Source organism: Alistipes provencensis, assembly GCF_900083545.1.
GTDB lineage: Bacteria > Bacteroidota > Bacteroidia > Bacteroidales > Rikenellaceae > Alistipes > Alistipes provencensis.
This window is the reverse complement of sequence record NZ_LT559262.1, coordinates 1,311,626-1,328,885: the sequence shown is the minus strand read 5'-3', so window position 1 is coordinate 1,328,885 and position 17,260 is coordinate 1,311,626. Positions and strand designations below refer to the sequence as shown.

General features: G+C 58.4%; 12 protein-coding genes. 1 reads left to right on the top strand and 11 read right to left on the bottom strand.

All coding sequences use genetic code 11. The annotated features are described in order from the left end of the window. Positions 1-14: 14 nt before the first annotated feature. The 11 genes from BN5935_RS05260 to BN5935_RS05210 all read right to left on the bottom strand — a co-directional run bounded on the left by BN5935_RS05260 (position 15) and on the right by BN5935_RS05210 (position 14,269). A complete protein-coding gene (locus tag BN5935_RS05260) occupies positions 15-2,942 on the bottom strand; it encodes a hypothetical protein (RefSeq protein ID WP_162272058.1) in 2,928 nt (975 codons plus the stop codon). A gap of 38 nt (positions 2,943-2,980) precedes the next feature. Further along, on the bottom strand, positions 2,981-3,892 hold the full coding sequence (locus BN5935_RS05255) for a FimB/Mfa2 family fimbrial subunit (RefSeq protein WP_064975194.1): 912 nt from the start codon (positions 3,890-3,892) through the stop codon (positions 2,981-2,983). Between the two features lie 69 nt (positions 3,893-3,961). Continuing rightward, complete coding sequence (locus BN5935_RS05250; protein ID WP_064975193.1) at positions 3,962-5,107, bottom strand: hypothetical protein; 1,146 nt, start codon at positions 5,105-5,107, stop codon at positions 3,962-3,964. Positions 5,108-5,164: 57 nt separating this feature from the next. Continuing rightward, complete coding sequence (locus BN5935_RS05245; RefSeq protein ID WP_064975192.1) at positions 5,165-6,289, bottom strand: hypothetical protein; 1,125 nt, start codon at positions 6,287-6,289, stop codon at positions 5,165-5,167. Positions 6,290-6,355: 66 nt separating this feature from the next. Then, entirely contained in the window at positions 6,356-7,477 is a 1,122-nt protein-coding gene (locus tag BN5935_RS05240) for a hypothetical protein (RefSeq protein WP_235821020.1), read from the bottom strand. A 66-nt stretch (positions 7,478-7,543) separates the two neighbouring features. Beyond that, positions 7,544-9,076, bottom strand: a complete 1,533-nt coding sequence (locus BN5935_RS05235) for a DUF3868 domain-containing protein (RefSeq protein ID WP_064975191.1) — start codon at positions 9,074-9,076, stop codon at positions 7,544-7,546. A 16-nt stretch (positions 9,077-9,092) separates the two neighbouring features. Further along, positions 9,093-9,692, bottom strand: coding sequence for a DUF3575 domain-containing protein (locus BN5935_RS05230; protein WP_064975190.1), 600 nt, complete (start codon positions 9,690-9,692; stop codon positions 9,093-9,095). A gap of 188 nt (positions 9,693-9,880) precedes the next feature. Then, the gene (locus BN5935_RS14855; RefSeq protein WP_204244929.1) at positions 9,881-10,441 is read right to left on the bottom strand and encodes a DUF3575 domain-containing protein; all 561 of its coding nucleotides are present in this window, start codon (positions 10,439-10,441) and stop codon (positions 9,881-9,883) included. A gap of 473 nt (positions 10,442-10,914) precedes the next feature. Then, positions 10,915-11,712 (bottom strand): FecR family protein, encoded by a 798-nt coding sequence (locus BN5935_RS05220; protein ID WP_235821019.1) that lies wholly within the window; start codon positions 11,710-11,712, stop codon positions 10,915-10,917. Positions 11,713-11,765: 53 nt separating this feature from the next. Beyond that, positions 11,766-12,326 carry an RNA polymerase sigma factor gene (locus BN5935_RS05215; RefSeq protein ID WP_064975187.1) on the bottom strand — a complete coding sequence of 187 codons (561 nt, stop codon included), beginning with the start codon at positions 12,324-12,326 and terminating at the stop codon, positions 11,766-11,768. A gap of 680 nt (positions 12,327-13,006) precedes the next feature. Next, complete coding sequence (locus BN5935_RS05210; protein ID WP_064975186.1) at positions 13,007-14,269, bottom strand: anaerobic sulfatase-maturation protein; 1,263 nt, start codon at positions 14,267-14,269, stop codon at positions 13,007-13,009. A gap of 104 nt (positions 14,270-14,373) precedes the next feature. Here BN5935_RS05210 and BN5935_RS05205 point away from each other — a divergent pair, with 104 nt between their 5' ends. Then, positions 14,374-17,205, top strand: a complete 2,832-nt coding sequence (locus tag BN5935_RS05205) for an outer membrane beta-barrel protein (RefSeq protein ID WP_064975185.1) — start codon at positions 14,374-14,376, stop codon at positions 17,203-17,205. Positions 17,206-17,260: the final 55 nt, after the last annotated feature.

Here is a 17,260-nt window from a genome sequence, read left to right as displayed (position 1 = left end):
GTAATTCAAAATAATTATTTTTCCCGGACGGGCCGCACTGAATAGGCACAGGCTTTATAGGAGCTGTTCGTCGTACCGATATACAACGGTTGGAAGGTCGCATTGCGTCCGTAATCCGCCGAAGCCGGAAGAGCTGTCCAACAGAAACTCCGTTCGCCGGCATACCAACCTGTCCCCGTCTGATTCCGAGAGCCTGTAAGCGGATAGAGTATCGTACCGCCTGCGATGTCATAACTGCCTTCGCCGACCATTTTATTGCAATAAAACTCCCAGCAGAAATTGTCCGTAACATCCGTTTCCGCAGTATACGGAGAGTTGAACCGCGATCCGAAATAGTCACCGTTAGCACCGGCGCCATGAGAGGTCGCGCCCGTGAACCCATTCGACGGAGGCAGGCAATACCCGGCCGGAGAGGGGTCGTAGATGGTCTTGACAACCGGGTTGTCGTTATAGTTCGTAACCGTATTGTTCGCACTCCAGATATTGAAGTAGCCCTCATCGCACCAATTGGCCGACGCTTTGTAAAACGCATGCGGATTCAGGATGGATGTTCCGATGGACACTCCACCCTCATACATGGTGAATCTATAGCCGGTGTCGGAATAATGCGACTTTGAACTGGTCACCCCGTTGTTTCTTAAACCCGGCAGCATCGGATCCTTGCGCCCCCATTGGTAATAGGTATTGTTCCCGGGGAAGGTTGCCGTCCCGGAGAGTTGATCGAGTACAAAAACCACGTTCTGTCCCGTTGTGGGCTGCGTAAGCCGCACCAGAATTTTGCGGCTGTCGTAGTCGATCGTCTTGCCCTCGCACCAGCCCAGGTTGACGGGCAGAAAATCGTATTGCACACCCCCGAAATTCGTGACCTTTTTCACATCGGTCCCCAGTACATAGTCCGTCACCCAGATATGCCAGCTCCACATAATCTTTCCCGCAGTGTCGCGCACGGCGACGATGGTGTTGCCCTGTTGGATCGTCGAACGCGGCACTTCGAACGAAATATTTTGCTTGTCGGCGGTCAGGGCGACGTTCTGCACCAATCCCGACACATCCTGCCAGACAACGATGGCGTCGGCGGGCGCACAATCCGTATTCCGGTAAATATACGGATCATCGATCTCGTTATCCAGGTGGTTGACAAACCGGGGCAGGATGTTCTCACCGCTTTGGGTCGAGGTGTATGCTGAGATGTTGGGCCCGCCGCCTTTGACGGCGTTGCCGTAAACCAGCGGGAACGTATAGGTTCCGGATGCGTTGACCAGATAGCAGTTGGCCGTATTACGGCTGCCGTCGACCATCGAAAGGTCGAGGTTGTTTGCCGGATCGGCCTCCCGCAAGTTCGTGCTCGACGTCGAACGGTTAACACCGGGCGTCATTTCAAGCCTTACGCCAAACGAAGCCGGAGCCGTGCTGCCGGCATGCGAAGCGGTAAACTGCTGCATACATGTCGGTTGGATCGAAGACCAGCTACTGCCGTCGTCGAGCGAAAACTCGGCCGTCCAGGGTACCCGGGCCAACGTTCCGGCCTCGTCGCCGAGGTCGATGCAGCTCGTCACCTGATAATTTTTGTATCCACCCGAATAGGGGAATTCAATCGTTTCGTCGGCAACCTCCAGCACCGGAGTTCCGTCGACCCGGAGCAGGGCGTTGCGGCGAATGTTCCCGGCCATGACCGTCATGCCGTACATCGTTCCGACGGGATAGGCCGCAGGTCCCGTAATGGGAATTTCGGCTTTGCCGTTGACCGCCTTGACGCCCAGCACACCGTCGACATCGGCACCATGCAGGATATATCCGACGTTTACGGCCTGACTGGTGAGCCTCGCATAGACCGAATCGGCCTTGGTGAGCACCGGAACGAGCGTTTCGCGGCTTGCACGCACCAGAACGACGGAATCCAGCGCCAGCGACGAACCGTTGACGTCGCCGTTCACCGACGTCTCATTCCATTCGAGAATCTCCATGGCGATCGTGAAGCTCTGCCGCTCGATCGAGACATCGACCTTATAGACCTTATTCGCGGAGATGTCCAGCGGCAGGTTCTCGTTGTTGCCCGTACCGCCCCCGAGCGCCCCGCGGTTAAGATAGACGGGCAGCGTGTAATCCCTGCCGTCGATGCCGACCACCAGCTCCAGACAGGCGGCCTTCGAAGCGCCGGTCCGCGGCATGGTATAGAACGAAGTGACGGCGGTATAATCCGTCAGGCTCGCTCCGACCGCAACGTCCCCGTGATCGTTCAGGTACACAACGTCGTCACCCGTACTTTCGGTCACGGGAGCCAGCACATAGGCTTTTTCACGGCGGTTCTTGAGCGTCGTACTCTTGACGACGACGGCAGCTCCGGTCAGGTCGGCCTTACGACGCAGGTTCAGGTCGATGCGCGCATAGCGCCGGGCCACGGGAACCGACACCAGCGAAGTGGCGGCCGAGACGGTCGTGCCCAGTTTTCCGCTCATCAGCATCCCGGCATTTCCGGATGCCGGAAAATCCGCTGCAAAGGCGGTCGGATCGGTTATCAGCGACTCCAGTTCGGCTTTCGAAAAGGGATTGTATGTGTCGAGATCGACGACCCGGCCCTCGCGGGTCAGACGCCCGGCATTGAGCAGGACATAGATGTCCTTCGGCCCCACGGTGACACGCCATGTATGGTTCAGCCGGCCGTTCCCGTCGGCAGCTTCACCCGAGGAGGCTACCGGCACGGCGGTCTTGCCCGGATTCTCGAGCACGCCGTTCTCGTTGAAAATATAAACCCACGCCGATTTGATCAGCTCCTCGTTGTCCGACGAAGCGTTGGGATCGTCGCCGACGGCATAGGTATCCAGCGCAAGCTGCATATCCACCGTCTTATCGCCGCCATATGTGCTGTCTTTGGCACAGCCGTAGAAAACGGCCGACAAAAGAAGGATCAGGGCCAAGGTTTGCAAAACAGTATATTTTCTCATCGCTCAATCGCTTTTTCGGTTTTAACTAAGTCCGGAGGCTAAATTTCCGGTTCCGTGCCGGTCGAGGTCCAGTCGGGGACCGTGACCGAAATTCCGAGGTCGGTGAATTCGATCAGCATGTCGACCGCCGCTTCGTGCAGGTTGTCCACGGTGAGGCTGTTGTCGGCCATGTATTTGCGCAGGTCGACCACCGCTTTGACGGTATTGTCGGGCGCGGGTTCGCGGACGGTGACCGTCACCGGATTGTCGTCGGCGAAACGCAGGACCTGAAAACCGGAGGACATGGACTTTTTCGCGCCGTCCCAAGCCACCACGGGATGATACGTCGTGCCGAAAGGCTGTACGGCGTTCATCTGGATATCGTATTGGGGCATCAGGTTGCCGATCTCCACCACCGGCCATGTAGCCGGGTCGGACGATTGGCCGAAGCCCTTGACATAGACATTCATGTCGATATGCGCGCCCCTGAACGGAATGTCTCCCGTCACTTTCTCCGGCGCATTGGCGGCCGCCGGAACCGTTATGTCGTAATCACCGTAATAGAGGTGATCGTTGGTGGCGATCCTGCCACCGGCGCCATACGCAGGCGCATGCACGCGGCCTCCGGAGAGACTGCCGGAAAGCAGTTCCGTGTCGTCGAAGGCATTGCCCCAGCAGACGATCCGATAATCGCCCGCGGGCAGGTAGAGCTGGGTTCCCTGAAACCGGTTCAGGTCGGCCTTGCCGATCGTTTTCTGCAGGACATTCTGTCCGCCCGCCCTGTCGAAAACGAACAGCGTCACTCCGTCGATCGCTCGGGAGAACATCGCCGCGTCCTGACCGTCGCCGAGGTAGCTGAACGTAAGTTCGGCATTGAACGGGGGCGGACAATCGCTCATGTCCTCGTTAATACAGCCTGCGGACAAAGCGGCTGCGGCCATGGCAAAAAGGATTTTCGACAGTATTTTCATGGATAACGTTTTTTAGTAAAAACCGGAGGGGAAAGACGGTTCTCCCCCTCCGGGGTAATTCGACAAAACTTAAATTTCGGGAGTAACGTTCTCGGTCGTCCACTCGGCAACCGTGATGGCTACGAGCAGGTCGACCTTGCTCTTCTCAGGCTTGTCGGTGATCTTGTCGGGGGTGATTTCGACACCGCCGTTCTCCAGACCCATTTTATAAATCCGGTGGGGCTGGACACGATCGACGGGCGTTACCGTTTTAAACCCCTTTACCGTGATGTATTTGCCCGTAAAGGGGGTCGGATTGTCCGCGTCGCCCGTACCGTCGGAGAGTTTGTAACCGGCCGAGACCGTACCGCTCACTTTGTAGACAATATGGGGAACGAGATCGCTTTCGAACACCTGATAAGCATAAACCTTCGTACCGGACGCCGAAGTTACACCCGCATCGGCAACGTCGGTCGCCCAAGCGGGGGTGTAGGGTTCGGGCCATGTCGACTCGCCGAACCGCTGGCTGGAAAAGCCCTGTCCGTTGCCGTACACTCCGTCGCAGTTATACTGGAAATAATTGATGTAAACGGCCTCGACATTCAGCGCGTCCAGTCCCATACCGGCCTTTACGGTCCCGACCTCGAAACGCCCCGTCAGCGACTTGAGACTTATGTTGGCCTTTTTCAGCGTATGGCCGTCGTCGGAAGCCACATCCGAGAAGACGGACGTATGCCCGAAGAGCGTCACCTGCTGCACGGAGAGATAATCTCCGGCTGCATTGCCTTTGGCATCAGCCGCGGCAAGGGTCTTGACCGGCTTGTTCTGATCAGCCACGGTCAGTTCATCCGATTTCGCATAAAAATCGGCTTGCCGGGTCTCCCCGATCGGCATGGACACGCTGCCCGTATTCACATAGACAAAAGCCCTGCGAGGTTGCGCGACCTGTTCGAAACGCTTCGTGCGCGCCTTGATCTCCTCGTCGGTCCAAGCATAACCCACCGCATTGCCTCCGGCATCCATCAAATAAACGATCACATTGTCGTAATAGGGCGTGATCTGGCCCGCGGCCTGCGGATCCTCGACCGCATAGGTATCCAACGCGCCCGGAAGCGATACCTCGAAATTGGTCTTGGCGCCATCGACGGGCACACCGTTCCGTTCGGCATCCTTACTGCAGGATGCCAGCAGGACCAATGCCGTCAGAACACAAAGACTTTTATAGATTGCTTTCATAAATCATTCAATAAATCCCGGGAAAGGGGAACCTTCCCCGGGGTAATTCGACAAAATTTAAAACTCGGGGGTGACGTTCGACGACGTCCAGTCGGCAACCGTGATGCCTACGATCAGGTCGATCTTGTTCTTCTCGGGCTTATCGGTGATCTTGTCCGGCGTAATTGCGATACCGCCGTCTTCCAGCCCCATCTTGTAGATCTTGTTGTTCTGCAACCATGCGACCGGCGAACCGCCTTCGCGGAATCCTTTCACGGTGATATACTTATCGGTGAAAGCCGTCGGGGTGTCCAAATCGCCCGTACCGTCAGCGAGCTTATAACCGGCCGAAACCGTGCCGCTCACCTTGTAAATGACATGGGGCATGAGCAGGCTGCCTAAAGCGAAAAGCTGATAAGCATAGGCTTTGGTCCCCACGTTGGAGGTCACGGCAGCATTGTAACCATCGGTAGCCCATGCAGGCGTGAATGACCCGGGCCACGTTCCCTCGGTAAAGTTCTGGATTGCTGATTCATCGAAAGCATTGAGGTAGAAATTGTTGACATAGACCGCCTCGACGGTCAGCGCATCCAGACCAGCACCCGGCTTCACGGTGCCCAGCTCCAGACGCGCTACCAGTGACGAGAGTTCTACGGCTGCCTTCTTCGTCGTATAGCCGTCGACAACGCTCTCCGTCGTGAATGTATCCTGCTCGCCATAGAGCGTCACCTGCTGGACAGGATTGTAAGTACCTGCGGCATTACCTTTGGCATCCTCGGCAGCAAGAGTCTTGGCCGCCTGATTCTGGGTAGCTACGGCAATCGAGGCAACTGCACTCTGAACAGTCGCATACGAAAGGGAGCCGGTCGGCATCGTAACTCCCGAGTTCACGATCACCAGCACGGTTTCCGGCTCGTTAACCTGCGTGAGTTGTTTCTTTCTTGCCTTGATCTCGGCATCGGTCCAAGCATAGCCTACAAAATTATTACCGGCATCCACCAAGTAAACCGTAACGTCATTATAGAGCGGCACGATCGCGCCTGCACTCTGCGGGTCCTCGACTCCATAGGTCTCCATGGCGCCCGGGAGGACTACTTCAAAATTGGTCTTCGCACCAACGGCAGCCGAACCGTTCGGCTCGGCATCCTTGTTACAAGCTGCCAACATGACCAGCGCGGTCAGGAGGCAAAGGCTTTTATACATTTTTTTCATAAAACTTTCAGTAAAAAATCGGAGGAGGATTCCCTCCCCCGGGCTGTTCAATAAAACTTAAAATTCGGGGGTAACGTTCGCCGATGTCCACTCGGCAACCGTGATAGCTACGATCAGGTCGATCTTGTTCTTCTCGGGATCGGGCGTGATCTTGTCGGGGGTAATTGCGATACCGCCGTCGGCCAGACCCATTTTGTAGATTTTGTGACCCTCGATAGTCGTAAGCAGCGAACCGTTCTCACGGAAACCTTTCACGGTGATGTACATGTCGGTGAACGGAGTCGGATTGTCCATGTCGCCCGTACCGTCGGAGAGCTTGTAACCGGCCGAAACCGTACCGCTCACCTTGTAGATGATATGGGGAATCTTATCGCCGAGGAGAACCTGATAAGCATAGACCTTGGTTCCGGCGTTGGACGTTACGGCTGCATTGTAGCCGTCGGTAGCCCATGCGGGGGTGTACACCGTCGGCCAAGTGAGTTCAGTGAACTCCTGAGCGGTGAGGCGTCCGTGGTCGAGGTAGAAGTTGTTGAGATAAACGGCCTCGACGGTCAGTGCGTCCAGACCGGTGCCCGGCTTCACGGTGCCCACCTCGAAACGCGCCGCCATCGACTTGAGTTCTATGGCAGCTTTTTTCAGCGTGTGGCCGTCGGTGGGAGTCTCCGTCGTGAACGTATCCTGCTGACCAAAGAGCATCACCTGCTGGATGGGACCGTAAGTCCCGGCAGCGTTGCCTTTCGAATCCTCGGCCGCAAGGGTCTTGACGGCTTTGTTCTGATCGGCGACCGTGATGGCGTCGATGCTGCTATTAAGTGCGGCAAGCGAAAGCGAACCGGTCGGCAGCACAGCGCTGCCCGAGTTCACGATAACCAATACGGCCACCGGTTCGGTGATCTGCTCGAAACGCTTCTCCCGCGCCTTGATCTCGGCATCGGTCCATGCGTAGCCCACCACATTCTCACCGGCATCGGCCAGATAAACCATCACATTGTCGTAATACGGCGTGATAGCCCCCGCCTGCGGGTCCTCGACCGCGTAGGTATCCGGCGCGCCCGGAAGCGACACGGCGAAATTGGTCTTGCCGCCGCCGTTCCCGGCAGGGGTTCCAGTCGGTTCGGCGTCCTTGTTGCAAGCAACCATGGACATTGTTGCCAGAGCGGCAACAAACAAAGTCTTCATCTTCATAATTTTGAACATTTAATAATAAATAAGGCGTCTAACTATTTGATTCTGCAATCTTTCTTCTTATTTTCGGTTCTTCAGCTCCGCTTCCCGGATCTGGTCGAGATTCTTCCGCAGGCGTGCGATCTCGGCAAGATTCTGCTGTGCGGCCCCGAGGCCCGCGGCCTGCGCCGCTTCGAAATAGGCTCCGGCGCGGTCGTAATCCTGATCACGCAGCATCAGCAGCAGTCCCCATGCATTGTCGCATTCGGGAATCCGGTCCGGGGACTTCACGCTCCGCAGGTACCGCTCGGCGCCGACGAAATCGCGTCGTTCGAGGGCCGAGACCGCCGCATTGACGGTCGCAGCGGCGCTTTCGGGGTAGAGCCGCACGGCGGTTTCAAACAGGCTGTTGAAATCCGCCGATCCCGGTTCGTAGGTGTTGGCGACCAGATAGAGCTCGTTCAGGCTCAGGTTCTGGGGACGGGTCTTCACTACGGCCTTCGCCTCCTCGATATCGAAATTCCGCACGTTGTAATCCACCATGACCGTCACCTTACGCAGGGCGGGGAACATCTCCCGGAGCATGTAACGCCACGGAGTGCCGCCCTTGAGGGCCATCAGCTTCGCCTCGCGGCCCTGGGTGATCGAATAGCGGTCGATGATGTCGAGCACGGCCTGCCGGTCGGGCATGTCGGAGGTCTGGAGCGCCTTCACGAGGTCGTCCCAGTTCTCGCCGCCGAAGTAGACCGAATAGAGCGACCCGGGAATCGAGGGGTAACGACTCTGCAAATAGTCCCGGAGCGCTTTCGCGCGGCCTTCGGACAGGCGTTCGTTCATGGCCAGCGATCCCTCGGGAGAGGCGTAGCCCGTAATGGAGATACGGTTGATCGTCACATCCTTGTCGTCCTGCACGAGATCGATCATCCGGCGGATCTTCTCCAGTTCCGTCGCGTTGCGGCCGAATTCGGGGTTGATGTTGGTCTTCCCGACGGCAAAGTCGAGGAACGATTCGCCCTGCTCGGCACGGCTCTTCACCGCCTCGGCTTCGGGCTGTATATAGGCAAGATGGGGTTCGATAAGATAGCGCTCGATGACGATCACCTCCTCCAGATCCACTTTGCCGGCCAGCAGGCGCACGTCCGTAACGCTGGATTTGCCGCAGCCGCAGTCATTCTTCTGAAGGCTCAACTGCGCCGACGACATCCACGACTCGTAAGGCAGCGCCAGACGGTAGTCCATCCGGCTGTCGCCTTTATAATCCGGCACCACATAATACGGAGCCGATTTTTCATAGGCCGCACGCTCCTTCTCGCTCATCAGCGCCAGTGCGCGGCGGTGGTTCTTGTAGCTGTTGCGCCCCATGAGCGAAACGGCGGGCAGGGCCAGCGAATGCTCTCCGGAGGCGAGCACCGGTGTGAAATCCGCGCTCATCCGCGAAGGGACGTTCCGTCCCCGGGTCGTCACGGCCATATCGACGTAGAGCGAATCGCCGCGCTGGGCAAGTTCGTTCACCTGCACGGTGACATTGCCCTGCCGCATCTGGGCCATGCCGTCTGCAAAGGGAAAGGCCAGCGCCGGACATGCCGCCAACAAGATCATGCGTATTTTTTTCATAGTCGGAAACTCCAATTTATTTAATCATGAATATCAGGGTGATACCCGCCTTGGTGGGGCCGAAATAGTGCTGCGTCTCGCTGCCGATCTTCCGGCCGCACTTGGCGCACGGATATTTGTCGTAATCGAGGTAGGCATAGCCCACGCCGACCGTCGCCTCGAGGCCCCAGCGGTTGCCCAGCACCCAATGGTAGCCGTAGCTCACGCCCGCGCCGACGAGCCAGCCTTCGTAGCGGTGGTTCCGGATATTTTCGTTGCGGACCGAACCGAACATTTTGCCCGTGTTGAAGCCCCAAGGCAGCATCCCGCCCCAGTTGTATCCGCCGCCGAGCGCGTGCAGTCCGACGAAGTGGCCCGAAAAACGGGTACAACTCCACCAGCGAACCTCCGGCTGGACGAGCCAGTGTTTCATCTTCCGGTTCTCCGAAAAGGTCCACGGATTGTAGTTCCCCGAGACGTCCAGCGTCCACCGGCGCGCAAGGCCGAACTCCACGCCCAGATTCAGCGTCGAGGTCGCGTCGTAAAGCAGGTTGGTCTTGACCGCCGCTTTCTGAGCATACGCCCCGTAACAGCCGAAGCATATCGTCACAAGGACCAGCATCAAAGCTTTTCTCATCTTTTTCTCGTATTGTATTTATGCGTCTTCTATCCCACATGCGAGCGCATACCTCGGGAACCGTCTTCTCGGTTCCGATTTTATTCCAAAAATTCATCAGGGAAGTCGCTCTGTAAGTAAAGAGACCCTAATCCCGGTTTTGTCCCAAGGATTTTTCGACTATTTTCTGCGCAGATTCGGGGAGAAATTTATTTAATCATGAAAATCAGCGTGATACCCGCCTTGGTGGGACCGAAATAATGTTCGGTGGCGCTGCCCGTTTTCCGGCCGCAGCGTTCGCACGGGTATTCGTCGTAATCGAGATAGGCATAACCCACACCGACCGTCGCCTCGAGGCCCCAGCGGTTACCCAGCGCCCAATGGTAGCCGTAGCTCACGCCCGCGCCGGCAAGCCAGCCCTGATAGCGGTGGTTGCGGAGCCCCTCGCCCGGACGGATTCCCCACGGCAGCATCCCGCCCCAGTTGTATCCGCCGCCGTGTGCGTGAAACCCCACGAAGTGTCCCGAAAAACGAGTACAGCTCCACCAGCGGGCCTCCGGCTGGACGAGCCAATGCTTCATCTTCCGGTTCTCCGAAAAGGTCCACGGATTGTAATTTCCCGAAACATCCAGCGTCCACCGGCGCGCAAGGCCGAACTCCATGCCGAGGTTAAGTGTCCGGGTCGCATCGTACAGCAGATTGGTCTTGACCGCCCATGTCGGCAGATACCCGCTTCCGGGCGCCGGCAAGTCGGCCACAGGACGCAGAATCCGGACCGGTTCCAGCCGGACGGGTCCGAGGAAGGACTGCGGAGCGGAAAACGGCACGGAGGCCGTCCGAATGGGTTCGTGGAATAGCTTCACCACAGACTGCGGGAGCGGAAAGGGCTCGACGGCCGGCAGCGGATCGGACACCGGAACAGGCATGGAAACGGGTGCGGTCGAGACCTCGGGCAAAGTATCCCGCCGGTACTTCCTATATATATAATAGTTTTCACCCAAGTGTTTGAAGCGCAGGTCCGTGCCGTCGAGCCAGCGTTCCAGCACGGCGGGAACGTCCCCCTCCGGCGAAGGGTCCCGCACGACGACGGGATTGGTCAGCATGTGGCTGAAGGCGATGTGGACATTCCGCTCGACCGAGAGCCGTTCCAGCAGGCCGGTAAGGTTCACGGGCTGCGCAGACAAGGCGAAGCCCGACGCACCCGAAACGATCACGAGCGCGAGCGTGCATAACAAGCGCTTCATCACCTCAACGATATTTCATTTCCGGAAACCTGATACGGGATGCCGCAGGCCCGGAAAACGGCCTCGAGCGTCTCGTTCAGATCGGAGGTGGTGATAAACCCGGTGAATACGATGGTTTCATAGGGTTCCTGCCCGGTCACCGAGACGCCGAAGATCTCTTCGATGCTCCGGATGACCTCTTCGAGCGGAACGGCATTGAACGACAGGACGGGCGGCAGCGGCTCGGCAATGTCCGAAAGCCGGACGCCGGCCGAGTCGTAAAGGACTTTCTGGCCGGGTTGCAGCACCAGTTCCCCGACGGGAACGACGACCCGCACCGATCCTTCGTAGCACACGACCAGCAGGTCGTATTCCTGCTGCTTCACACGGAAGCGCGTTCCCAGAACGACGACCTCGCCCTGACGGGTTCCCACGCTGAAGCGGGGCCCGTGCGTGACGGAGAACACGGCCTCGCCCTCGAGCCGGACCCGGCGGTTGAAAAGCCATGTGAAACGGTTGTACGACACCCGGGAATCGGGCATGACGATGACCTCGGAGTTGTCGGGCAGCAGGTGGACCAGCTCCTCTCCCCCGCTCTCGAAATCGGTCTCCGAAAAGTGGATCAGGCTGCTCACCACCGTTATCACGACGACGGAAGCCGCCACGCCCCACAACGTCAGCCTGTGGCGGAAGGTTTCATTGCGGCGGCTGGCGGCGCGTTTGCGGGCCAGAATCTCGCCGATCTCCTCCATATGCCGGTTTGCCGGAGTCTTCAGTACAATCTTCGACAACAAGTCGTCCATATCAGTTTGCTCCATCTCCTTTTTCCTCCTAATTTTATTCAACGCCCATTAAAAATCATCCGGAACGATCACCCGTACGCCTGACCAAGCATCTTGTCTTTCCGTAAGCGGGCAAGTGCCGTGGAGGCCACATTGCGGATCGTCTTGTCGGCATATCCCGTGATTTCGGAAATGCTCTTGTTGTCCAATCCCTCGTAGTACTTCAGATATATAATCTCTCTTTGCATATTCGTAAGTCCGTTCAGCGCCCCCTGCAGGGCCCGGATCGTCTGCTCGGTACATTCCGTCCGGACCATCGTGGCCTCGGCGTCGATCTCCAGATCGAAATCATAACCCGAGACCTGCACGTCGTCGATCGACAGGCAGTCGTTGCGTCGTTTTCCCACCTCTTTCAGCACCAACCGGCGCAGCGAACTGGCCAAGTAGGCGAACGGCGACACAGGCACGGAAATACTCCGCCGCCGCTCGAACAGATAGGTAAACAGTGTCTGAATGGCATGGTTTATCAGCTCTTCGTCATACGCGATTCCCATTCCATACCGGAATAATCTGTCCTCATACAGATTGTATAGTGTCCTGAAGGCGTGCTCATCGCCCTCGCGGATCAAATTCCAAAAGTGATGATCCATATTGTCTTCTATTAGTGTAGAGATGGCAGGGACGGTTTTGTCCCAAGAAAAAGTGAAGAAAATGTCCGGTCCGGACATAAAGGGGGCGGCCGTACCCGTTTATCTCCGGCGACGGCACTTACGCAACAAGTGACTTCGAGTGCGCACAAAGGTATAAAAGACAAGGAATTAAGCGCAACGAAACTGATACGGTCGGCGCCGTCCCGAACGATCCGGACGGGCAGGGTGCTGCAGGCGCTCCGCAGGAATGCGAAGACGGTGAAGCACACATTGTGTATGGTGCTTGAAATGTTAGCTTTGGTCTGACGCTGACAAAGCCGGCGTTACGGCCTCAAAAGGTGAGTATGACGTCCCGGAAAAAAGATGTGCTACAGCAAGGGAACGTCCTCCAGTAAGCGGTAATAGGAAACGATGTACGCTTGAAGAATCGAGGGGTAGGATTTGATATTTTCTGTGTATAGCATCACTCTTAAAACGGGAAAACTCCGTTTTGACTGCACCGCCCCGATCCGGGCCGGGCTGAAAAAGGGGTCCGACCGGCCGCTAAAACACTGCCTGCTAATCGTTAAAGCCACCCGAAATAAAACTAAAAAATTTTAATTATTTAGGCCGCCGCCCCGAACAGGGCACAAAAAAACAGGGCCCTCAGGCCCTGTTCACAGATCCGGATCGCCGCACTTTTACATCAGCCCCATGCGCTTGCGGGCGAACGGCACGACCCACGCCGGGGCCTGCTGTTTCGACAACAGCTCGCGCATGTAATCCATATAAGGTTCCGCATGGCGGAAATAGCGGTACAGCCCCTCACAGAGCGAGTTTTTGCGGCATCCGTCGGACCCCGTCTCGAAACGGTGTTTCGGGCACTCGCCCCGGCAGGCGAAGTAGTATTTGCACCGCAGGCACTCGGCGGGCAGCGCATTGCGTTTGGCCAGCCCGAAATCCACCCGCTTGCGCGAGCGGTAGATCTCCGCCAGCGGCGTCTCGCGGATATTGCCCAGCTTGTATTCGGGATAGACGAAATGGTCGCACGAGTAGACATCGCCGTTGTGCTCCACGACCAGCGCGTCGCCGCACGTCTCGCCCATCGAGCAGACGCCCGGCTGCACGCCGCACCACTGGGCCAGCGTGGCGTCGAACATTTGCACATAGCAGCGCCCCACGTCGCTCACGACCCACTCGTCGAAGACGTCGCACAGGAATTGGCCGTAGCCGCCGGCCGTTACGGACCATTCGGCCAGCCGCGCCCCCTCCCGCTCGGGCGAGACGATCAGCGGGCGGTGGAAGCCCGGTTTGTCGACGACATGCTCCACGGCGGGCAGGAACTGCATGTAGCGGCTGTGGACCGTGTCGCGGAAGAAGCGGTAAATCTCCCCGCCGCGCCCCTCGCACAGCCGGTTCACCACGCTCAGCGTATTGTACTCCACACCGCTGCGCTGGAACATCGAGATCGTCTGCATCACGCGCTCGAAAGTCGGCTTGCCACCTTTCGTCAGGCGGAACGTATCGTGGATGTCCTGCGGACCATCGAGCGAGATGCCCACCAAGAAATTATTCCCGGCAAAGAGGTCGCACCATGCCTCGTCGACCAGCGTACCGTTGGTCTGGAGGGTGTTCTCGATCCGCTTGCCGTCGGCGTATTTCTGCTGAAAGGCCATCGCCCGGCGGTAGAAGTCCACGCCCAGCAGCAGCGGTTCGCCGCCGTGCCAGCAGAACTGCACCGTGTCGACGTCGTTGGCCCCGATGTATTGTTTGACGTAAAGTTCGAGCAGCTCGTCGCTCATGACGGCCTGTTTGCCGCCGTACTGCACGGCTTTGTCGAGGTAGTAGCAGTAGTGGCAGTCGAGGTTGCACGCCGAGCCGGCCGGTTTGAGCATCGTCGAGAAAGCGACGGGCCCCGCCTGCTTCTCCGCATCGCGGAAAGTGAAGATATCCTTGTTTTTCATAGCGCCCCGGGAAGTAAACGGAATTATTTCGACAAATATACGAAAAAAAGAAATCCCGGACACTTGGAAACCACTATCTTTGCACGTTGAACGACTACCGACCGATGTCTCTGAAGAAAGCATTTTCCGCCCTGCTCTGCCTTTTCTGCGCCGCGACCGCCGCGGCACAGCCCGTCACCGTGCGTTTCCGGGTCGCCGACCGCGCGACACGCGACGCGGTGGTAGGCGCCGTCGCCGAACTGCGCAGCCGCACGGATACCGCGGCCGCAGCTCTCTACACCACTTCGGACATCGACGGACGCGGTCTCTTCCCCCGCGTGCCGCACGGCGAATACCGGCTGACCGTCACCTCGCTGGGTTACGACTCGCTGCGCACCGACCTGCGGGTCGGAACGACCGCCGTGGCGCTCGACTCGCTGTGGCTCGCGCCCCGCGCCGAGGCCATCGACGACGTGGTGGTCGAGGTCCCGGCACTCCGCTCGTCGGTCCGCGGCGACACGCTCTCCTACCGCGCCTCGGCTTACAAGGTATCGTTCGGGTCGGACGCCGGTTCGCTGATTTCGAAGATGCCCGGACTGGAAATCGCCGACGGGGCGATCGAGGCGCAGGGCCGCAACGTGCAGCGCGTCTACGTCGACGGCCGCGAGTTCTTCGGCAACGACGTGATGTCGGCCGTGCGCAACATCCCGGCCGACATGATCGAGAGCATCGACATCTACAACACGCAGAGCGACCAGTCGGAGTTCACGGGCGTGGACACCGGCGAAGGGGTCACGGCGCTGAACATCGTGACGCTTCCCGACAAGCGGCGGGGCGCCTTCGGCCGCGTGTTCGGGGCCTACGGCATCCCGGACAAATATATCGGCGGGGGCAATGTCAACATCTTCAACAACGACCGCCGCATCTCGGTGATCGGGCTGGTAAACAACGTCAGCCGCCAGAACTTCTCGTTCGAGGACATCCTCGGGACCACCGAAGAATCGAATTCCCGGACCTCGAACAAGAACTTCATGGTCCGCCCGATGGACGGCATCTCGACCGTGCAGGCCGTGGGCGTCAACTACAGCGACGACTGGGGCAAAAAGGGCAAGGTCACGGCCAGCTACTTCTTCAACCGCACCGACAACCACAACACCAGCCAAAGCGACAAGCAGACCTTCACGTCGTCGGACAAGCTGGTGCTCTACAACGACGAGAACCGTTCGAAGGCGCTCAACCTCAACCACCGCTTCAACTCGCGCATCGACTACAAATTCACGGAGCGTCATTCGCTGATGATGCGCACGTCGTTCAGCCTGCAGGACAACAACGCCCGCAACGAGCTCCTGAGCCGCACGGACAACAAGTTCTCCGACGACGACATCCGCTTCGTCAACCGCCGCCACAACTTCGGACTGAGCGACAGCAAGGGATTCAACGTCTCGAACAACCTGATCTACCGCTACCGCCTGCCGGGTAAGAAGTCGCACAACCTCACGTTCGGTTTCGGGGGCACCTACCGCTCCTACGAGCAGTTCAGCTTTCCCCGGCAGTACACCTTCCGCGACCCCGACAACATCGAGTGCGACACGGCGGACTACTCTTCGCGCAACATCACACGCACCGACCGCGACCAGCCGGGTTACGACGTGAACGGCAGCGTAAGCTACACCCGGGCGCTCACGAAACGGTCGCGCCTGAGCCTCGAATACCGCATCAACTACACCGACAACAGCGTGGACCGCAGTACGTTCGTGCTGACCAAGGAGAACGTATTCCCCGACGAACGCAACCCGAAGCAGTCCACGGAGTACGACTATGCGTTCCTGACCCACCGCGTCGGCAGCACCTATCAATACTATTTTAAAAAGACGAAGGTCGCGGCGACGCTCTACTACCAGCACGCCGAATTCAACAGCGACTACGCCTTTCCCTACCGGCAGAAAACCGACGCGTCGTTCGACAACCTCACCTACAACGTGGTGTCGAACATCAGCATCACCCGCAACAACACCCTGAAATTCACGGCCGTGGGCCGCACGTCGAATCCCCGCGCCACCGACCTGCAGGGCATCGTCAACACCACCAACCGCCAGAACGTTTTCGCCGGAAACCCGCATCTCGACCCGGTCTACACCCACCGGCTGACGGGGCAGTACATCCGCACCAGTCCGGAGCGGGGACGCACGTTCACCGTTTCGGCGGAGTTCTCGGCCAGCCCCAACACCATCACCGACTCGCTGGTGATCGACACACCGGATTTCGTCATCGACGACGAAGGGACGCTGCTGGGCGAGGGCAACCAGTTCACCAAGCCGGTGAACCTCTCGGGATTCTGGAACATGCGCGCCAGCGTCAACTACGGCATGCCGGTGCGGTGGCTGCGTTCGAACCTCAACCTCCGGGCGGGCGTCTCGACGGGGCGCATCCCGAGCATCATCAACGGCGAACGCAACGAACTGGCCAACAGCTCCTACAATGCCGGGGTGGTGCTGGGAAGCAACATCTCGGAGAACGTCGATTTCCGCGTCAGCTACACGGGCCGCTACAACGTGAGCAAGAGTTCGTCGCAGGTGCGCACGCTGGACAACACCTATTTCAGCCAGACCGCCAAGGCCGAAGCCACGTTCGTGGCGTGGAAACGCCTCGTCGTACGCGCCAACGCCGACTACAACTACTACAAGGGAATCACCGACACGTTCCTCGAAGAGCGCCTGATCTGCAACGTCCTGCTGGGGCTGAAACTCTTCCGCAACCGGCTGGGCGAGGTGAGTGTCGGAGTGAACGACCTGCTGGACCAGAACGGCACGACCTTCCGCCGCTCGGTGACGGGCACCACGCTGCGCAATGTGACGAATCTGGCCATAGGCCGCTACGTCTCGTTCCAGCTCACCTATAACCTGCGCCTCTACCGCCGCCAGAGCAATGCCGTCATGGATGCCCTGCAAGGCAAATAACAAAACGTCGCCGGCAGCATCGCGCATCCGATCGTCCGGCGGCCGAATATTCTTT